This window comes from Rhodococcus sp. NPDC055112, assembly GCF_053607505.1.
In genome coordinates this window covers 23451-41869 of the sequence record NZ_JBSGTR010000008.1, presented here as the reverse complement: position 1 = coordinate 41869, position 18419 = coordinate 23451, and the positions used below count along the sequence as shown (strand labels likewise).

Annotated in this window: 18 protein-coding genes; 11 read left to right on the top strand and 7 right to left on the bottom strand. The window is 69.7% G+C overall.

Translation table 11 applies throughout. The features are described 5' to 3' along the window. Positions 1–53: 53 nt before the first annotated feature. Genes ACWFRB_RS06305 through ACWFRB_RS06290 form a run of 4 tightly spaced genes read left to right on the top strand, consistent with a single transcriptional unit; the run spans position 54 to position 4181 of the window. Positions 54–1382, top strand: coding sequence for an NAD(P)/FAD-dependent oxidoreductase (locus ACWFRB_RS06305; RefSeq protein WP_452639603.1), 1329 nt, complete (start codon positions 54–56; stop codon positions 1380–1382). Beyond that, positions 1379–2113, top strand: a complete 735-nt coding sequence (locus tag ACWFRB_RS06300) for a DUF1365 domain-containing protein (protein WP_452639601.1) — start codon at positions 1379–1381, stop codon at positions 2111–2113. Before ACWFRB_RS06305 ends, ACWFRB_RS06300 begins: the two co-directional genes overlap by 4 nt. Then, on the top strand, positions 2110–3381 hold the full coding sequence (locus tag ACWFRB_RS06295; protein WP_452639599.1) for a class I SAM-dependent methyltransferase: 1272 nt from the start codon (positions 2110–2112) through the stop codon (positions 3379–3381). Before ACWFRB_RS06300 ends, ACWFRB_RS06295 begins: the two co-directional genes overlap by 4 nt. Then, on the top strand, positions 3378–4181 hold the full coding sequence (locus tag ACWFRB_RS06290) for a DUF1295 domain-containing protein (RefSeq protein WP_452639598.1): 804 nt from the start codon (positions 3378–3380) through the stop codon (positions 4179–4181). Before ACWFRB_RS06295 ends, ACWFRB_RS06290 begins: the two co-directional genes overlap by 4 nt. On the opposite strand, the gene ACWFRB_RS06285 is transcribed toward ACWFRB_RS06290, so the two are convergent. Beyond that, entirely contained in the window at positions 4178–6064 is a 1887-nt protein-coding gene (locus tag ACWFRB_RS06285; RefSeq protein ID WP_452639597.1) for a propionyl-CoA synthetase, read from the bottom strand. The genes ACWFRB_RS06290 and ACWFRB_RS06285 overlap by 4 nt on opposite strands. Before the next feature lie 186 nt (positions 6065–6250). On the opposite strand from ACWFRB_RS06285, the gene ACWFRB_RS06280 reads away from it, so the two are divergent. Then, positions 6251–6928, top strand: coding sequence for a GOLPH3/VPS74 family protein (locus ACWFRB_RS06280; RefSeq protein ID WP_452639596.1), 678 nt, complete (start codon positions 6251–6253; stop codon positions 6926–6928). Beyond that, positions 6928–7827: an SDR family oxidoreductase gene (locus tag ACWFRB_RS06275; RefSeq protein ID WP_452639594.1), complete on the top strand. Its 900-nt coding sequence runs from the start codon at positions 6928–6930 to the stop codon at positions 7825–7827. Before ACWFRB_RS06280 ends, ACWFRB_RS06275 begins: the two co-directional genes overlap by 1 nt. A 4-nt stretch (positions 7828–7831) precedes the next feature. Here ACWFRB_RS06275 and ACWFRB_RS06270 read toward each other — a convergent pair whose 3' ends face one another. The 5 genes from ACWFRB_RS06270 to ACWFRB_RS06250 are packed head-to-tail and all read right to left on the bottom strand — an operon-like array spanning position 7832 to position 12288. Beyond that, positions 7832–9325 (bottom strand): carboxyl transferase domain-containing protein, encoded by a 1494-nt coding sequence (locus ACWFRB_RS06270; RefSeq protein ID WP_452639593.1) that lies wholly within the window; start codon positions 9323–9325, stop codon positions 7832–7834. A 9-nt stretch (positions 9326–9334) separates the two neighbouring features. Next, positions 9335–10558, bottom strand: coding sequence for an ABC transporter permease (locus ACWFRB_RS06265; RefSeq protein WP_452639592.1), 1224 nt, complete (start codon positions 10556–10558; stop codon positions 9335–9337). Continuing rightward, on the bottom strand, positions 10555–11457 hold the full coding sequence (locus ACWFRB_RS06260) for an ABC transporter ATP-binding protein (protein ID WP_452639590.1): 903 nt from the start codon (positions 11455–11457) through the stop codon (positions 10555–10557). The genes ACWFRB_RS06265 and ACWFRB_RS06260 overlap by 4 nt, the downstream gene beginning before the upstream one ends. After that, positions 11454–12008 (bottom strand): hypothetical protein, encoded by a 555-nt coding sequence (locus tag ACWFRB_RS06255; protein WP_452639589.1) that lies wholly within the window; start codon positions 12006–12008, stop codon positions 11454–11456. Before ACWFRB_RS06255 ends, ACWFRB_RS06260 begins: the two co-directional genes overlap by 4 nt. Continuing rightward, complete coding sequence (locus tag ACWFRB_RS06250; protein WP_452639587.1) at positions 12001–12288, bottom strand: helix-turn-helix transcriptional regulator; 288 nt, start codon at positions 12286–12288, stop codon at positions 12001–12003. Before ACWFRB_RS06250 ends, ACWFRB_RS06255 begins: the two co-directional genes overlap by 8 nt. 88 nt (positions 12289–12376) lie before the next feature. Between ACWFRB_RS06250 and ACWFRB_RS06245 the strand changes: the two genes are divergently transcribed. The 5 genes from ACWFRB_RS06245 (at position 12377) to ACWFRB_RS06225 (ending at position 16739) form a co-directional block, all read left to right on the top strand. Continuing rightward, positions 12377–12931, top strand: coding sequence for a hypothetical protein (locus ACWFRB_RS06245; RefSeq protein ID WP_452639586.1), 555 nt, complete (start codon positions 12377–12379; stop codon positions 12929–12931). A 107-nt stretch (positions 12932–13038) separates the two neighbouring features. Then, a complete protein-coding gene (locus tag ACWFRB_RS06240) occupies positions 13039–14442 on the top strand; it encodes a PepSY-associated TM helix domain-containing protein (protein WP_452639585.1) in 1404 nt (467 codons plus the stop codon). Then, positions 14439–15011, top strand: coding sequence for a copper resistance CopC family protein (locus ACWFRB_RS06235; protein WP_452639584.1), 573 nt, complete (start codon positions 14439–14441; stop codon positions 15009–15011). The genes ACWFRB_RS06240 and ACWFRB_RS06235 overlap by 4 nt, the downstream gene beginning before the upstream one ends. Next, entirely contained in the window at positions 15008–15532 is a 525-nt protein-coding gene (locus ACWFRB_RS06230) for a copper chaperone PCu(A)C (protein ID WP_452639582.1), read from the top strand. Before ACWFRB_RS06235 ends, ACWFRB_RS06230 begins: the two co-directional genes overlap by 4 nt. Next, on the top strand, positions 15525–16739 hold the full coding sequence (locus ACWFRB_RS06225; protein ID WP_452639581.1) for a Dyp-type peroxidase: 1215 nt from the start codon (positions 15525–15527) through the stop codon (positions 16737–16739). Before ACWFRB_RS06230 ends, ACWFRB_RS06225 begins: the two co-directional genes overlap by 8 nt. On the opposite strand, the gene ACWFRB_RS06220 is transcribed toward ACWFRB_RS06225, so the two are convergent. After that, positions 16740–18380 (bottom strand): ABC-F family ATP-binding cassette domain-containing protein, encoded by a 1641-nt coding sequence (locus ACWFRB_RS06220; protein WP_452639579.1) that lies wholly within the window; start codon positions 18378–18380, stop codon positions 16740–16742. It lies immediately after the preceding gene. Positions 18381–18419: the final 39 nt, after the last annotated feature.

Below are 18419 nucleotides of genomic sequence, written 5' to 3'. Positions count from 1 at the left end.
GATTGGTTCGAGTTGCCGCCCATCCGGACCCTGACTCGTTCCGAAGCACTCATATGCAGAACCTCCCCGCGGGCCGGAACGTCGCCGTGATCGGCAGCGGCGTTGCCGGTCTGACCGCCGCCCACGTCCTGTCTCGGCGGGATCGAGTCGCCCTCTACGAATCCGACGACCGGCTCGGCGGACATGCGCACACGCACGAGTTGACGCTCGACACGGGGCTGTCGGTGTCGGTGGACACCGGGTTCATCGTGCACAACGACCGGACCTATCCCACCCTGCTCCGGCTGTTCGCCGAGCTCGGCGTCGCCACGCAGGAATCGGACATGTCGATGTCGATCCGGTCCGACATCACCGGCCTCGAATATGCCGGTGCGAGGGGCATACGTGGTCTGTTCCCGACCGTCCGTGTCGTCGGCCGCGCGCGGCACTGGCGCATGCTCGCGGAGATCACGAGGTTTCACCGATCCGCCCGCCGTGTCCTCGACGAGCCGACCGACGGGCCCGACTCGGACGAGACGCTCGGTGTCTTCCTCACCCGGCACCGTTTCAGTGGGTACTTTCACGACCACTTCATGACCCCGCTGGTGGCGGCGGTCTGGTCCTGCGACCCGGCGCTGGCCGCGAGCTATCCCGCGCGGTACCTGTTCACCTTTCTCGAGCACCACGGCATGCTGTCCGTCTCCGGTTCGGTTCCCTGGCGGACCGTCACCGGCGGATCGTCGAACTACGTCCGGAAGATCGCTTCCGGGATCGACGAGGTGCTCACCGGCACCGCGGTGACTCGGATCGACCGCCGCGACGGGGTGTGTGTGATCGACTCGACCGGCGACGTCCGCTACTTCGATGCCGCCGTCATCGCCGTGCATCCGCAGCAGGCGCTGGCGATGCTCGGCGACCGCGCCTCCGCGCTCGAGAAGTCCGTGTTGGGTGCGATGCCGTACTCGACCAATCATGCTCAGCTGCACACTGATCAGTCCGTGCTGCCGCGGGCGCGGCGGGCACGAGCCTCCTGGAACTACCTGATCCCCGAGGGCGGCGACGGCCCGCACGGAGTCATCGTCACCTACGACCTGACCCGACTGATGCGCATCGACTCGATCACCGACCGCCGATTCCTCGTGACGCTGGGCGGATCGCACCTGGTGGATCCGGCGTCCGTGATCACGGAGATGACTTACGAGCATCCGATCTACACCCCGGAATCCGTTGCCGCCCAGAAGTGTTTGGTGGACCTCGGATCGGACACGGTTGCGTTCGCCGGCGCCTACCACGGTTGGGGATTCCATGAGGACGGGGCGCTCTCCGGTGTGCGCGCCGCCGAACGGATCGGTGGCATGTGGGATGCGCACGCGGCCGACACGGTTCGGCAGGGCGCGTCATGAACGAGTCCGCCGCCCTCTATGTCACCCGAATCCGGCACGTCCGAACTGAGCCCGTTCGCAACTCCTTCGACTACCGCAGCTACAGCTGGTTCGTCGATCTCGACGCGCTGCCCCGGCCCCCGTGGTGGCTCCGGCCGTTCGCCGGGTTCCGGGCCGAGGACCATCTCGAGTCCGGCGACGGACGAACCCTCCGGGACCGCGTCGACGCGGTGCTGGCCGTGCACGGCATCGACCTACGGGGTGGCCGGGTGACGGCCCTGATGAACGCCCGGGTGCTGGGATACGTGTTCAACCCGCTGAGCCTGTTCTGGTGCCACGACAGCGACGGCGACCTGCGCTGCGTGCTCGCCGAGGTGCACAACACCTACGGGGGTCGGCACTGCTACCTCGTCCGCACCGACCGGCACGGGCGCGCCGAGACCGACAAGCGGTTCTATGTCTCGCCGTTCAACGAGGTTGACGGCATCTACACGATGCAGCTGCCGGAGCCCGGCGCACACCTCGACATTCGTGTGGTGCTGCACCGCGACGGGCGTGCCCCGTTCGCCGCGACGATGCGAGGGCACCGACTGCCCGCGACCACGGTGAACGTCGTGCGCGCACAACTCGCCGCACCGTTGGCCCCGCTTGCGGTCGCGACTCGAATCAGATTGCAGGGCATCAGGTTGTGGGTGCGAGGCGTGCCCCTTGTGCCTCGGCCGGCCGTACACGAGAAGGAGAGGGCGCTGTGACCACGGAGAGTGTGAGGACCGACATCGACGGCCGGATCTGGCCGAATCTCGCGGAAGTCCCGGCGGGGCCTCGCGCGCGGATTCTCGCGGCGGGGGCAGATCGATTGTTCCGCCGCGCGGCCGGTCGCCTCGAGATCCGCGTCGAGTACCCGAACGGCTCGATTGTCGGTGCGGGAGACCGTCGAGACATACTGCCGCGCATGATCATCCGCCGCCCGAATGTGTTCGCCGCCAGGCTCGCCGACAGCGGGCTGATCGGGTTCGGGGAGGCCTACATGGCGGGCGACTGGACCGCCTCGGACCTGGCCGCGGTCCTGACGGCCTTCGCGGCAGACGTGGAGACTCTGGTCCCGCGTCCGCTGCAGCGGCTCCGCAGGATGTTCGTCGCCGCGCCACCCGTTGGCGACCTCGGCAACGAGCAGAACGCACGGTCGAACGCGTCGCGGCACTATGACCTGTCCAACGAGTTGTTCGAGCTCTTCCTGGACGAGACGATGACTTACTCGAGCGCGTTGTTCGACACGGGACCGGTCGGCTGGGCTCAGTTCGCGGATGCGCAGCGCCGCAAGATCGATCGACTGCTCGACGCAGCGGGCGTCGGGCCGGGCACCCGGCTGCTCGAGATCGGCACCGGGTGGGGGGAGCTGTGTATCCGCGCAGCGCAGCGGGGCGCCACCGTTCGCTCGGTCACGTTGTCGACGCAGCAGCAGTCGCTGGCTCGGCGCCGCGTGGCCGAGGCCGGGCATGCCGATTCCGTGCAGATCGACCTGCTCGACTATCGCGCCGTCGACGGCGAGTACGACGCGATCGTCTCGGTGGAGATGATCGAGGCAGTGGGACATCAGTTCTGGGAGACGTACTTCGCCGCGTTGGACCGATTGCTCGCGCCCGAAGGCAAGGTGGCGTTGCAGGCGATCACGATGGCGCACGATCGGATGCTGGCCACCCGGGACACCTACACCTGGGTGCACAAATACATCTTCCCTGGCGGCTGCCTGCCGTCGACCGAGGCCATCGAGGCCGTCACCTCCAGGCACACGACACTCCGGGTGAGGGAGCGGTCGTCGATGGGTCGGCACTACGCGGAAACGCTGCGGTTGTGGAACGAGCGGTTCGCCGCGCGCAGTGCCGACGTCGCCGGGCTCGGCTTCGACGAGGTCTTCCGTCGCATGTGGCGGTTCTATCTCGCATACTCCGAGGCGGGGTTCCGCTCGGGCTATCTCGACGTCCAGCAGATCGTGCTCGATCGCGGGACCGGTGCACGATGAACGCCACGGGGATCACGGGTTTCGTCGCGATCAGTGCGGTCAGCCTGGTGGTGCTGGCCCTGCTGCAGGCCGTCACGTTCGCCATAGGCCGCAAGATCGGGCGGTACAACGTGGTCGACGTGTCGTGGGGCCTTGGCTTCGTCCTGGTCGCGGCGGTGGCCGCGAGTGTCGGCGGGGGCGACCTGTCCCGTCGTGTCCTGCTGCTGATTCTGGCCGCGGTGTGGGGTCTGCGCCTGACCTGGCACATGCACACCAAGTCCAGGGGTCGCGGCGAAGACCCCCGGTACGAGGACCTGTTGGCGCGATCGCCGGGACACCGCACGGTGACGGTGATCAGGAAGATCTTCCTCACCCAGGGACTCGCGCAGTGGTTCGTCTCGCTGCCGCTGCAACTGTCAGCGGTTCTCGGCGCCACCCGCGGCCCCGGACTCGCGGTTGCCGGCCTCGGCGTCGCGGTGTGGCTCGTGGGATTCGTGTTCGAGGCGGTCGGGGACCGCCAGCTCGCGCGCTTCAAGGCGGAGCCCGCCAACCGTGGCCGGATCATGGACGTCGGGCTGTGGGCGTGGACGCGGCATCCGAACTACTTCGGCGACGCGTGCGTGTGGTGGGGGCTGTGGCTGGTGACCGCGAGCGTCTGGCCCGGGCCGGTCACAGTCCTCTCCCCGCTCCTGATGACCTACTTCCTCGTATACGCCACCGGGGCCGGGCTTCTCGAGAAGTCGATGGCACGGCGCCCGGGCTACGTCGAGTATCAGAGGCGCACCGGGTTCTTCTTCCCCCGCGTGCCCCGCCCGTCCTAGGCGTCCAGCCCGCCCAGCAACCGGGCCAGGTCGTCGAGCACCGCCGGGTCCTCGATGGTCGAGGGCACGGTGTACTCGTCGTGGTCGGCGATCTGTCGCATGGTCTTGCGCAGGATCTTCCCGGAGCGGGTCTTCGGCAGGGCCTGCACGACGGTGACATCGCGGAACGTCGCGACCGCGCCGATCTGATCGCGCACCATGGCCACCAGCTCCACCCGCAGCTGCTCCGGGTCGATGTCGGCGCCGGCCTTGAGCACGACGTAGCCGCTCGGCCGCTGCCCCTTGAGCTCGTCCTTGATCCCGATCACCGCGCACTCGGCGACGGCGGCGTGCCCGGCGACGACGGCCTCCATGCTTCCGGTCGAAAGGCGATGTCCCGCAACGTTGATGACGTCATCGCTGCGGCCGAGCACGAATACGTACCCGTCGGAGTCGATGTACCCGGAATCGCCGGTCAGGTAGTAGCCGGGGAACGTCGCCAGGTAGGACTTGACGTACCGGTCCTCGTCGCGCCAGAGACCGGCCAGCGTGCCGGGCGGCATCGGCAGCTTGATGACGATGTTGCCCTCGGTGCCTGCCTGCACCGGCGCGCCCTCCCCGTCCAGGATCTCGACCAGATAGCCCGGCACCGGCACGGTGGGGGAGCCCGCCTTGATCGGCATAGGCTCGAGCCCGCGCAGGTTCGCGCAGATGGCCCATCCGGTCTCGGTCTGCCACCAGTGGTCGATCACCGGGACGCCGAGCTTCTCGGTGGCCCACTCGTAGGTGTCTGGGTCCAGCCGCTCACCGGCGGCGAACAGCGTCTCGAGTGAGGAGATGTCGTACTTCGCAAGCTCTTTCGCCTCGGGATCGACCTTGCGGATCGCCCGGATCGCGGTCGGTGCGGTGAACAGCGCCCGCACGCCGTGGTCGCCGATCACGCGCCAGAACGCACCCGCGTCGGGGGTCCCGACCGGCTTGCCCTCGTAGAGCACCGTCGTCGCGCCGACCAGGAGCGGCCCGTACACGATGTACGAGTGTCCGACGACCCAGCCGACGTCGGAGGCCGTCCACATCACCTGACCCGGGCCGATGTCGTACAGGTTGCGCATCGACCAGGCCAGCGCCACCGCGTGGCCGCCGTTGTCACGGACCACGCCCTTCGGCTTTCCTGTGGTGCCGGAGGTATACAGGATGTAGAGCGGATCGGTCGCGGCCACCGACACGCAGCCGGCGGGCTCGGCGGCTGCGACCGCCGCGTCCCAGTCCAGCCAGCCCGCGACGTCACTCGCCGATCCCGGGATCTGCTCGCGGTCCTTGACGATCACGGTGGCGGGCGCGTTCGCGGTCAATCCGAGTGCCCGCTCCACGATGGGCAGGTACTCGATGGTCCGGCCCGGTTCGAGTCCTCCTGACGCGGTGATCAGTGCCTTCGGCTCGGCGTCGTCGATGCGGGCGGCCAGTTCCGCGGCCGCGAAGCCGCCGAACACCACGGAGTGGACCGCGCCGATGCGGGCGCACGCGAGCATCGCGATCGCGGCCTCCGGGATCATCGGCATGTACACGATCACCCGGTCGCCCGCCGTCACGCCCTGCGCGACCAGTGCACCCGCGAAACGCGATACCTCGTCGAGCATCTCGGCGTAGCTGTAGGTGCGGGTGGTGCCCAGCATCGCGGAGTCGTAGATCAGCGCCGCCTGCTCGCCACGGCCTGCGGCGACGTGCCGGTCGAGGGCGTTGAAGCAGGTGTTCAGTGTGGCACCGGGAAACCAGCGGTACATCGGGGCGTCGGAGTCGTCGAGGGCGCGGGTGGGGGCGACAGCCCAGTCGACGGCGGCGGCGGCGTCCAGCCAGAAGCTCTCCGGTTGCTCGACGCTCTCACGGTAGGCCTCGGCGTAACTCATCGACTCGGGTCCTCTCATCGCTCCGCGGGTGTGACGCGCACTACACACTAGGTGACCGGGTAGGTGCGGCAGTGCGATTGGTTCGGCCATGGACGTCGCCTGCGCCGGGCGGCAGCGAAGCGTCGGTGAACGGCCGGCGAAGCCCGAGCTACCGCTCGCCCCGACGAACCGACGTACCGTGGACGCATGACTCTTCTCGCCGAAGATCTGCTCCTGCTCCTGCTCGACGACGAATCCGGCAAGCCGCTGATCGACAGCACCGCGCTGCCCAGGGCGTTGGCCGGTGCCGTCCTCCTCGAACTCGCGCTGAACGGCGTGGTTCACCCGGCCGGGGAGGGGGAGGAGGTGAAGAAGGGCCGGCTCGTGCTGAGCGAGGACGCGGCGCCCGAGGACCCGATCCTCGCGGGTGCGGTCGCCCGGATCCGGGAATCGAAGCCGCTGAAGCCGGAGCGCGCGATCGAGAAGATCGATCAGCGGCTCCGCGAGGCCCTTCTCCAACGGATCGTGGACAGGGGCTGGGTCCGCGAGTCGAAGGGGCGCCTGCTCGGGATCTTCCCCACCACTGTGTGGCCCGCGGTCGACGAGAGCCACGAGCGCGCTGTCCGCGACGAGCTACACGCGGCATTGGTGGACGGCGCAAACCCGACCGAGCGGACCGCTGCGCTGATCTCGCTGCTCTCCGCCGTCGACGCGGCAACCAAGGTCGTCACCGACGGTGACCGTCGCGCAATCAAGAAGCGGGCCAAGGAGATCGCCGACGGTGAGTGGGCGGGGGTGGCGGTTCGCAGGACGGTCGAGGCCGTGAACGCGGCGATCGTGGTGGCGGTGATCATCCCCGCGACCGCGGCGGGCGGAGCCTCCTGATGCGCGGGAAGGTCGCGCTGGTCGCCGGCGCGACCAGGGGCGCGGGCCGGGGGATCGCCACCGAGCTTGGTGCGGCGGGCGCCACCGTCTACGTCACCGGCCGCACCAGTGGGTCGGAGCGGTCGGAGATGAACCGGCCGGAGACGATCGAGGAGACCGCGGCCCTCGTGGACGCCGCGGGCGGTCACGGGATCCCGGTCCGGGTCGACCATCTGGTGCCTGATGAGGTGCGCGAACTGGTGGACCGGATTCGGGACGAGCAGGGCGCCCTGCACGTGTTGGTCAACGACATCTGGGGAGCCACCGAGATGGAGTGGGACAAGACGGTGTGGGAGTCCTCCCTCGAGGTGGGCCTGCGGTACCTGCGGCTCGGCGTCGACACCCACGCCGTCACAAGCCACTTCGCGATCCCGCTCCTCCTGGAGACCCCCGGCGGCCTGGTCGTCGAGGTGACCGACGGGACCGACGAGTACAACGCCGCCAACTATCGGGTGTCGTTCTTCTACGACCTGGCCAAGGCAGCGGTCAGCCGGATGGCGTTCGCTCTTGCCCACGAGCTGGGCCCGCGCGCTGCGACCGCGGTCCTGGTCACGCCGGGCTGGCTGCGGTCGGAGATGATGCTCGACAACTTCGGTGTCAGCGAATCGAACTGGCGCGACGCCACCGAGCGGATCCCGCATTTCGCCATCTCGGAGAGCCCCAGCTATGTGGGTAGGGGGGTCGCGGCGCTCGCTCGGGATCCCGATGTCGCGCGCTGGAACGGGCAGTCGCTCTCGAGTGGACAGCTGGCGCGGGAGTACGGCTTCACCGATCTCGACGGGAGCAGGCCCGATGCGTGGCGCTACCTGGTCGAGGTCCAGGATCCCGGCAAGCCTGCCGACACCACCGGATATCGCTGATGCTTCAGCGTGGCATGCCCAGGTTGCGGTAGCGCGCGATCCTGGCCGCGTACCGATCAGCGGCGGGCAGATCGACCAGGCCGGACAGCTCCCTGGCGATCGCCTCGCCGACCCGCTTGGAGAACCCGATCGGCTCGTCCGCCGCGTCGGGCATCTCCGGGATGATCGCGTCGATGATGCCGTCGCGCAGCAGGTCCAGCGAGCGGATGCCCTGTGCGGCAGCCATCTGCGGCGCGTGCGTGGTGTCGCGGTGCACGATGGCGCTCGCGCCCTCGGGGGGAAGCGGTGCGAGCCAACCGTTCTGTGCGGACAACACCCGGTCCGCAGGCAGCAGTGCGAGCGCGCCGCCGCCGGTGCCCTGTCCGAGCAGCACCGAGACGGTGGCCGTGTCGAGGGTGACCAGGTCGGCGAGGCAGCGCGCGATCTCCGGGGCCAGCCCCTTCTCCTCGGCCTCCTTCGACAGCGAGGCGCCGAGCGTGTCGATGACAAGCACCAGCGGGATCCGTAGTTCCTCGGCGAGTTTCATCGCCCGCCTCGCCTCGCGGAGCGCGGCCGGACCCATCGTGTGTTCCGGGGACTGACCACTGCGGTCCTGGCCGAACAGCACGCACGGCGCCCCCCGGAATCGCGCCAGCGACACCAGCACGGTCTTGTCCGCCTCGCCCTGTCCGGTGCCGCTGAGCGGGATCTGCTCGGTGGCCGCGTACCGCAGCAGTTGCCGGATGCCGGGGCGGTCGGTACGGCGCGAGAGCATCACCGACTGCCATGCGGGCACGTCCGGGATGACGGCGGGCTCGGGATGCGGGTCCTGCCACCGCCCGGTCTCGCCGGTCATCACCCGCAACGCGCGATGAACCAGGTGCCGCAACCACTCCGGTGCCACGACACCGTCGATGACCCCGCTGTTGTAGAGGTTCTCCGCGGTCTGCACGCCCTCGGGGAACTTCTCGCCGTACAGCGCCTGATAGACCCGCGGACCAAGGAAACCGATCAGCGCCCCCGGCTCGGCGATCGTGACGTGTCCGAGCGAACCCCAGGACGCGAACACCCCGCCGGTCGTCGGGTTGCGCAGGTACACCAGGTAGGGCAGGTGTGCGGCTTTGTGCACGGTGACCGCCGCCGCGATCTTCACCATCTGCACGAAGGCGAGGGTGCCCTCCTGCATCCGGGTGCCGCCCGACGTCGGGGACGCCAGCAGCGGCAGACGCTCGGCGGTCGCCCGCTCGATCGCGGTGACGATCCGCTCGGCGGCGGCGACGCCGATGGACCCGGCGAGGAAGCCGAACTCGCAGGCGATCACCGCGACCCGGCGACCCCGAACCGTCCCGACTCCGGTGATCACGGACTCGTCGAGGCCGGTCTTGGCGGCGGCCGCGTCGAGGTCGGCGCGATAGGAGGCGTTCGCCTCGACCGACACCGGTGGCCGGTCCCAGGACTCGTAGCTGCCGGAATCGAGTACCAGGTCCAGGATCTGCTGGGCCGACAATCGCACGGTCATGGCCCGACCCTAGCGCCCGAATGCCTCCCGCCAGGACACCGTCTTGCCGACCCGCAGGATCGAGCGCTGGTAGATCTTCGCGGCGACGAGGGAAAGCGCAACGGTGACTGCGATCATCAGCACGATGGTGCCGATCACCTGCGCCGGGCCGGTCACTCCGGCCGCGATCCGCAGTGGCATCAGGACCGCGGAGAACGGCGGGATCCAGCTCAGCACGTTGCTCAGCGTGCCGTCCGGGTCGCCGACCGCGGAGAAGGCGGTGAAGAACATCGCCATGATCAGCAGCATCAGGGGCATCGTGGTGGAGTTCACGTCCTCCTGGCGCGAGACCATCGAGCCGGCCGCGGCGTAGAGCACCGCGAAGAACGTGAAGCCGAGGACGAACCAGCCGAGGGTGCTCGCGAACACGCCGAGCGCGGTGCCGGTGACCGTCAGGACGCCGGTCGCGAGTCCGGCTCCGACCCCGGCGATCCCATACGCCGTCAGCTGTACAAGCCCGACCGCGCCGATGCCGATGACCTTGCCCCACAACAGTTGCAGCGGGCGAAGGGTGGACAGCAGCAGCTCGACCACCCGGCTGGACTTCTCCTCCACGACGCCCATCGCGACGTACATGCCGAAGCCCAGGATCTGCATGTACAGCAGGATCACCGCGGCGATGGACATCGCGACGCGCTGACCCTCCTCCGGGTCGGGCGGGTCGATCGACTCCACGGTGACCACGGCCGCACCGACGTCCGCGCTCAGCTGCGCGACGTCGACGCCCTGGGCCGTCAGCGCCCGTTGCTGCGCCTGGCCCGTCACCGCGACGTCGACGACGGTGCGCAGCCCGGCGTCGATCTCGGATTCGGTGATCGCGGTGGCGGATCCGTCCGAGTCCGGGATGAGGGCCAGGTCCAGGTCGCCGCTGCCGACGTGATCTCGGGCGGTCTGTTCGTCGGGGATCTCGGACACCTCGACGGGTGTGCCCACCTGTTCCCCGGCGGCCACCAGGGCCTGGGACAGCGACTGGTCGCCGACCAATCCGATGGCGGCGCGGTCGGCGTCGTCGCCGCCGGAGAAGATCGAGTACCCGACGATGCCGCCGACGATGGCGATCAGGATGACCAGGTTGCTGATCAGGAAGCTCTTCTTGCGGACCTGGGTGAGGAACTCGCGCGTGGCGACCAGGCGTATTGCGCGGGCGGTCGACAGTGTCTTCTGGTCGTTCTGCAGGCTCCACTCCCTGGTCATGCCGCGACCACCTCTCGGAACAGTTCGGTGAGGGACGGGCGGTGCAACGAGAACTCGTGTACCGGACCGGTTTTCAGGGCGGCGGCGAGGATCGCCTGGTCGTCCGCGCCCGGCTCGAGCGTCAGCACGGTGCGTCCGTCGGAGTGGCTGACCGTGTTCACCCCGGCCAGGTGCCGTGCCCAGTCCGTGCCCGCGCCGGGGGCGTGCACGACGAGCTGGGTGTTCTCGCCGCCGCGCAGCTCGTCGACGGTGCCGATCGCGCGCATCTTGCCGTGTTTGATGATGCCGACGCGGTCGCACAGTCGCTGCACCAGGTCGAGCTGGTGGCTGGAGAAGATCACCGGCACCCCGGTCTTCGCCTTCTCGATCAGCACGTCGCTCATCACGTCCACCGCGACCGGGTCGAGCCCGGAGAACGGTTCGTCCAGGACCAGCACCGCCGGGTCGTGCACCAGCGCCGCAGCCAACTGGACCCGCTGCTGGTTGCCAAGGCTCAGCGAGTCGACGGTGTCACCGACGCGTTCCGCGATACCGAGGCGCTCGGTCCAGCGGGCCACCGCCGACCTCGCCTCGGCGCGTGAGAGTCCGTGTAGTTCGGCGAGGTACGAGAGCTGGGCGCCGACCTTCATCTTCGGGTAGAGGCCGCGCTCCTCAGGCATGTATCCGATGGTGCGGCGCACGTCCAGATCGACGGGCCTGCCGCCGAGTCGCACCTCGCCGGAATCGGCGGCGAGCACCCCGAGCGCGATCCGCATGGTGGTGGTCTTGCCCGCGCCGTTGCTGCCGACGAAACCGAAGATCTCGCCCGGCCGCACCTCGAAGCTGAGGTCGTCGAGCGCGACCACGTCGCCGTAGCGCTTGGAGATGCGGTCGATGCTGAGGGTGTGCTTGTCGGTCACGCTGCCTCCATAAGGAATTCGTCGGACTCGGGATCGGGATCGGGTCGGCTCCAGGCCAGGATCATGGTGGGCGAGCAGCCGCCGATCATCAGCGTGGTGAGGGCGAGCGATCCGCCGGTGTAGGCCATCGTGGTGTGGCTGCCCTCGGTGATCACGCTGCCGACGATCAGGTAGGTCACCGGGATCATCATCAGCGACTGGGTGATGCTCAGTCCGGTGGAGCGGGCGGCGTTCTGCTGCTGCACCTCCCACTCGTCGAGGGTCCCGGTTGGAGCGTCGCCGAGGCGGCCGGAGACGATCTGCAGCGCGATCCAGATCGGGAAAAACAGCGTCATGGCGGGTAGCCACAGCAGTGGGGCGCGCTCGAAGAAGTGGCACAGCACCCCGACCGCGAGCATGAACGCGAAGGTTGCGGCGAGCGCGATCACGAGGATTCGGCGGCGGTGCCGGGTGCGCCAGCCGGGCAGCATGTGCCGCCACTTCTCGGAGTTCGCGAGGAACCTCCTGGCGCGGTGCGCCTGATAGCGCTCGACGAGGTTCAGCTCAGGCATCTCGGTTCGCTCCTGACTCGCGTGGTCGGTAGAGCTCGGTGGACAGCGGCGTGAACTCGGTCCGCGAGAACACCGCCTCGATCGGCAGGCCGAACACCTCGCAGATCCGCATCGCCAGGTCGAGGCTCGGGTAGTGGTCGCCGCGTTCGAGCGCGCCAACGGTCTGGGGGTTGACCTCGATGAGTTCCGCCAGCCGGACCCGGCTCATCGAGCGCTCGGCCCGCAGCACCGCGATGCGGTTGAAGATGGGGCGCGATTCGCCACGTCGTACCGGGCTCATGCATCAGATTGTTGGGAAAACACAACAGTCTGTCAAGTAGTCCCCATGGCCGGAGAGTGAGTCCTACTCGATGTAGTACGGTTCGCCCATGCGCGTCGGCCCAGGTGAGAAGCTCTCTCGCCGTGTGCGCTGCGCGTCCGTCGGTTCGACCACCGCGGCCGTGGCCGTTGCCGCGCACGGCGTGGGCGGCGGTGGACTGCCCACCGGATCCACCCTCATGCTCCTCGTCGGATTCTCCGCGGTGCTGGTCGCCGTGATGGCCGCCGTCCCCGTGCTTCGCCGTGGGGGACCGGCGCTGGTCCCGATCTTGGCGGTCGGGCAGCTCGGCGCTCACACCACTCTGGCGTTCGGCGGCGGCGGTCACCACGCGGACATGGCCTCGGGGCCGATCGGCGGCATGAGCCCGCAGATGCTCGCCGCGCACGCGGTCGCGATCGGCGTCTGTGCCGCACTCATCGCTGCGGCCGAACGGATCGGCCCGCGCACGGAGGCCGCGTTGCGCGCGGTCGTCGCCGCGCTCGTCGTCGCCATCCCCGTCCTCGAACGACCCCGCAGCTGGCAACCCGTCGCCGAGGTGAACCCGCTCGTGTCCGCGCTCTGCCGCGTGTCGGTATCGCGGCGCGGCCCACCGCTTTTCGTCTGATCACACCTCACCCCACCGCGTAACCACGGCCGCCTGGCCGGGGCGCGGTCTCTCGCGGTTCCCATGGGGTTCCGCGCACCCAAAGTCTGATCGACGAAAGCGATGTCATGACCATCACCACCGACCCCGGTGTGCCCAAATCCACGCCGCCGGGCACCGAATCCCAGGCGCTGCGCAAGCTCCTGCTGCGGCTGCACTTCTATGCGGGCGTGTTCGTCGGCCCGTTCCTCCTGGTCGCGGCCCTGACGGGATTCGTCTACGCGTTCGCACCGACGCTGGAGAAGCTCGTGTACGGGAACTACCTCGAGGCGCCCGCCTCGGATAGTCCGCTGCCCGCGTCCGAGCAGTTGCAGGCCGCACTCGACGGCCGCGACCCGTCCACTCTGCTGTCGCTGCAGACCGCCGAGGCGGGTGGCTCGAGCCGAGTGGTGTTCGCGGACCCGAGCGTCGGCTCGGGGGAGACCACCGTCTTCGTTGACCCGGGCAGCGGCGACGTGCTCGGAGCGCTGGCGACGGACTCCGGCGACCTGCCGCTGCGGGCCTGGCTGTCGGCGTTGCACAAGAATCTGCACCTGGGTGAGGTCGGCAACCTCTACAGCGAGCTGGCCGCATCCTGGCTCGGCGTGATCGCGCTGGCCGGTCTGTACCTGTGGTGGACCAAGTTCCGCCGCGACCGCGCGAGCGGCGGCCGGGGCCGGTTGCTGACGGTGGACCGGTCGGTGACCGGTCGAAGGAGCACGCTGAACTGGCACGGGGTCGTCGGTGCCTGCGCCGCGATCGGGCTGATCTTCCTCTCGATCACCGGACTGACCTGGTCGGACCACGCCGGCAAGAACGTGAAGACGCTCCGGACGGAGATGAGCTGGACCACCCCGAAGCTGGACACCGCGCTCGGGGTCGCCCCTGCGGCGCCCGCGGGCGAGCATGCAGGGCACGGCGCACCGGCCGCCCCGGTCGCCGACGGCGCGCCGGTTGACCCGTCGGCCGTGGACGGCGTGCTGGCGGTGGCCCGCGATCGGGGCCTGACCGGCTCGCTGTCCGCGACGATCCCGGCCAGCGCCTCGAAGGCCTGGACGGTGAAGGAGACCGCGACCGGCGGCGATTCGATCGCGGTCGACGCCGCGACGATGCAGGTCACCGACGAGCTCCGGTTCGCGGACTGGCCGCTGGCGGCCAAGCTGAGCCAGTGGGGGATCGCAGGCCACATGGGCACCCTCTTCGGCTTCGCCAACCAGCTGCTGCTCGGGGCGCTCGCGCTGTCGCTGATCACCCTGATCGTGACCGGCTACCGGATGTGGTGGCAGCGACGTCCCCGCCGCTCGGAGGGCTTCGCGCTCGGCACCGTGCCGCGCCGCGGCGCCCTGCGGCGGCTGCCCTGGCCCGCGATCGGTGGCATCGCGGTGGTCGCGGTGGCCGTCGGCATCTTCGTGCCGCTGCTCGGCCTCTCGCTCCTCGGCTTCCTCATCGTGGACGTGTTGCTGGGGCTGCGTTCGAGGCGGCAACCGGCATGAGGCGGGCGGCGATCGCCCTGCTGCTGGCCCTGGGCGCGGTCGTGCTGACCGCACCGGTGGCGTCCGCGCACTCCGAACTGCTGTCCACGTCTCCCGCTCGCGACGGCGTGCTGGCGGAGGCGCCCACCGAGGTGGTGTTGACCTTCTCCACCGCGGTGCAGAAGACGGGTGCCGCGATCGTGGTCACCACTGCGGACGGGACCCGGCTCGACGACGGTCCGGTCACGCGCGATGGCGCCAGGATGATCCAGCGGGTGAAGTCGGGCTCCGGGTCCGTCAACGTCCGCTGGCGGGCGGTGTCCGACGACGGGCACCCGCTCACCGGGACGTTCGGCTACCAGGTGGGCGCGCCCTCCGGGGACGCGGCCGCCGCGACGACGCCTGCGCCGGTATCGGCTGCGCAGGCGCCCGCCGAGCGGCCGCCTGCCGCGGAATCATCGCCGCTGTACCGCCGCCTGCTCGGGCCGGCCGCCCTGGTGATCGCCGGGCTCGTGCTCGCGATCGTCGCGTGGCGCTCCGGAAAGCACTCCAAGACAAACGAACCCGTATCGAAGGAACATCAATCATGAGCAACCACCTTTTCTCTCGCCGACGGATGCTGGCCGCGGGCGCCGCTCTGTCCATGGGACTCGCACTCGCGGGCTGCTCGTCGGACTCCGACAGCTCTGCCGACAACGCGCGTCCGGCCGCCGAGTCGGTGACCCTGACCGAATCCTGGGTGAAGGCGGCCGACAGCGGGATGACCGCCGCCTTCGGCACCCTCGTCAACGAATCCGGGACCGACGCGACCCTGGTCTCGGTGAGCAGTCCGATCTCGCCCGCCGTGGAGGTGCACGAGATGGCGATAGGCCCCGACGGGTCCATGGTGATGCAGAAGAAGGAGGGCGGGGTGACCATCCCCGCCTCGGGTACGCACAAGCTCGAGCCCGGGGCTGACCACATCATGTTCCTCCAGCTGCCCGCTCCGGTGAAGGCGGGCACCGACGTCCCGCTGACACTCACCTTCGGCGACGGGTCCACCTCCGAGGCCACCGTCCAGGTACGGGATTTCACCGGAGCCAACGAGAGCTACGAAGGGAATCATGGCTGAGCTGAGCAGGCGCCGCCTGCTCAGCGCCGGGGCCGTCGTTCTCGGCGGCACCGGCCTGGCCTGGGGCGCACGCGAGGTCACGCTCGACCAGGAGCAGCAGCAGCCGGCGGTGCCGTCGGTGTCCACAGCATCGGAGGTCGAGCCGTTCTATGGCACGCACCAGGCGGGCATCGCGACGGCGCCGCAGGCGCACTCGACGTTCGTCGCGCTCGATCTCCGACCGGAGGTGGACCGGGCCGCGCTGATCCGGTTGCTGAAGGTGTGGACCGAGGACGCGGCCCGGCTCACCGAGGGCCGAGCGGCGCTGGCGGACACCGAGCCGGACCTGGCCACCGAGCCGACCCGGCTCACTGTCACGGTCGGGTTCGGCCCTGGTGTCTTCCGCGCAGGCAACGTCGAGCACATGCGCCCTGCGTGGCTGCGACCGCTGCCCCCATTCGCGGTGGACCGGCTCGAGGACCGGTGGAGCGGAGGGGATCTGCTGCTCCAGGTCGGTGCGGAGGATCCGGTCACCGTGGCGCACGCGTTGCGGGTACTGCTCAAGGGTGCGGCGGGATTCGGCACGGTGCGCTGGACCCAGCGCGGCTTCCGCCGGGCCCGCGGCACGCAGGCTCCCGGCACCACGATGCGGAACCTGTTCGGTCAGGTGGACGGCACGGTGAACCCGTCGCCCGGTACCGCGGACTTCGCGGATCTGGTCTGGGACACCGGGTCAGGGCAGGCGTGGATGGCGGGCGGCACCTCGGCTGTCATCCGGCGCACCCACCTCGACCTTGACGAGTGGGACAAGGTGGACCGGCCGGGACGCGAGCAGTCGGTGGGGCGCAGGCTGTCGGACGGGGCGCCGCTGACCGGCGACTCCGAGCACGACGAGCCCGACTTCGCCGCGGTGGGCGCGAGCGGGTTTCCGGTGATCCCGGAGTTCTCGCACATCGCCAGGGCCAGGTCGGCGGACCCGCGGCAGCGGATCCATCGGCGCGGGTACAACTACGACGAGGCGCCTGCCGGGGGCGAGATCTCGGACTCGGGCCTGATCTTCGTCTGCTACCAGGCCGACGTCGATGCTCAGTTCGTGCCTATCCAGCAACGCCTTTCGGAGCTGGACATGCTGAACCAGTGGACCACGCCGATCGGGTCCGCGGTTTTCGCGATCCCGCCCGGATGTGCCAAGGGTGGCTACATCGGCCAGCAGCTCTTCGGTAGCTGATCAGGTTTCCGTGAGCTGACCGCCGTCCATCCGCCACCGGCGGGTGCTGCGCATCGTGTCCAGCATCCGCCGGTCGTGGGTGACGAGCAGCAGCGTGCCCTCGTATTCGTCCATCGCGCGCTCGAGCTGCTCGATGGCGGGCAGGTCCAGGTGGTTGGTCGGCTCGTCGAGGACCAGCAGGTTCACCCCGCGGGCCTGGAGCAGTGCCAGTGCGGCCCTGGTGCGTTCGCCGGGGGAGAGCGAGCTCGCCGCCCGCAGGACGTGCGCGCCGCGCAGGCCGAACTTGGCGAGCAGGGTGCGCACCTCGGCGTCGGGCCAGTCGGGGATCTGGGCGCCGAACGCCGCCGCCAGGGCCTCGTCGCCCTCGAACAGGCCGCGGGCCTGGTCGACCTCACCGACCGCGACGCCGGACCCGAGTGCCGCGGTGCCCTCGTCGGGAACGAGCTTGCCGAGCAGCAGCCGCAGTAGTGTCGTCTTGCCCGAACCGTTCGGCCCGGTGATGAGAACCCGGTCGCCCCATTCGATCTGGGCGCTGATCGGTCCGAGCCGGAATGTTTCACGCTGAACAACCGCGCCGCTCACGGTGGCCACCATGGTGCCGCTTCGCGGGGCGTCCGCGATCTGCATCCGCAGTTCCCACTCCTTGCGCGGCTCCTCGACGACCTCGAGTCGCTCGATGCGGCGCTGTGTCTGCCTGGCCTTCGCGGCCTGCTTCTCGGTGGACTCGGAGCGGGCCTTGCGTCCCATCTTGTCGGAGTCGGCGCCCTTGGCCTTCCGCCGTGCGTTGCGGACACCGTGCTCGAGCCAATTGCGCTGCATCTGAGCGCGATCCTCGAGACCGGACTTGGTGTCGGCGTACTCCTCGAAGCGTTCCCGCGCGTGCTGGCGGGCGATGGCGCGCTCCGCGAGGTAGGCCTCGTAGCCGCCGTCGTAGACCGCGATCTGCTGCTGGGCGAGATCGAGTTCGACGATTCCGGTCACGGTCCGCGCCAGGAACTCTCGATCGTGGCTGACCACCACGATGCCGGTGCGGGCCTCCTCGACGAACCGTTCGAGGCGTTCGAGGCCGTCGAGGTCCAGGTCGTTGGTCGGCTCGTCGAGCAGCAGCACGTCGTATCGGGAGAGCAGCAGCGAGGCCAGTCCCGCCCGTGCGGCCTGGCCGCCGGACAGTGCGGTCATCTCCGCGTCGAGCCCGACGTCAAGGCCGAGGTCGCTCAGCACCTTCTCGGCGCGCTCGGACAGGTCGGCGCCGCCGAGGCCGAGCCACCGCTCGAGCGCGTGCGAGTACCGGTCGTCGCCGCCGTCCTCCGCGAGCGCCTCCGCGGCCGCGTTCATCTCCTCCTCGGCCCCGGTGACGCCGGTGCGCCTGCCGAGGAATCCTTCGACGCTCTCGCCTGCGAGGCGCTCGGGTTCCTGGGTGAGATAGCCCACGGTGGCGTGCGGCGGGCTGAGCGTCACCGCGCCCTCGATGTCGGCGGTGCTGTGTCCGGACAGGATGGAGAGCAGGGTCGACTTGCCCGCGCCGTTGGCGCCCACCAGCCCGATCACGTCGCCGGGGGCCACGACGAGGTCGAGCCCGGAGAAGAGGGTGCGCTCGCCGCGGGATGCGGACAGCCCGTCGGCGTGCAGTGTTGCGGTCATGGCGACGATTGTCTCAGTCGCGCGGGGAACAAGGCGCCG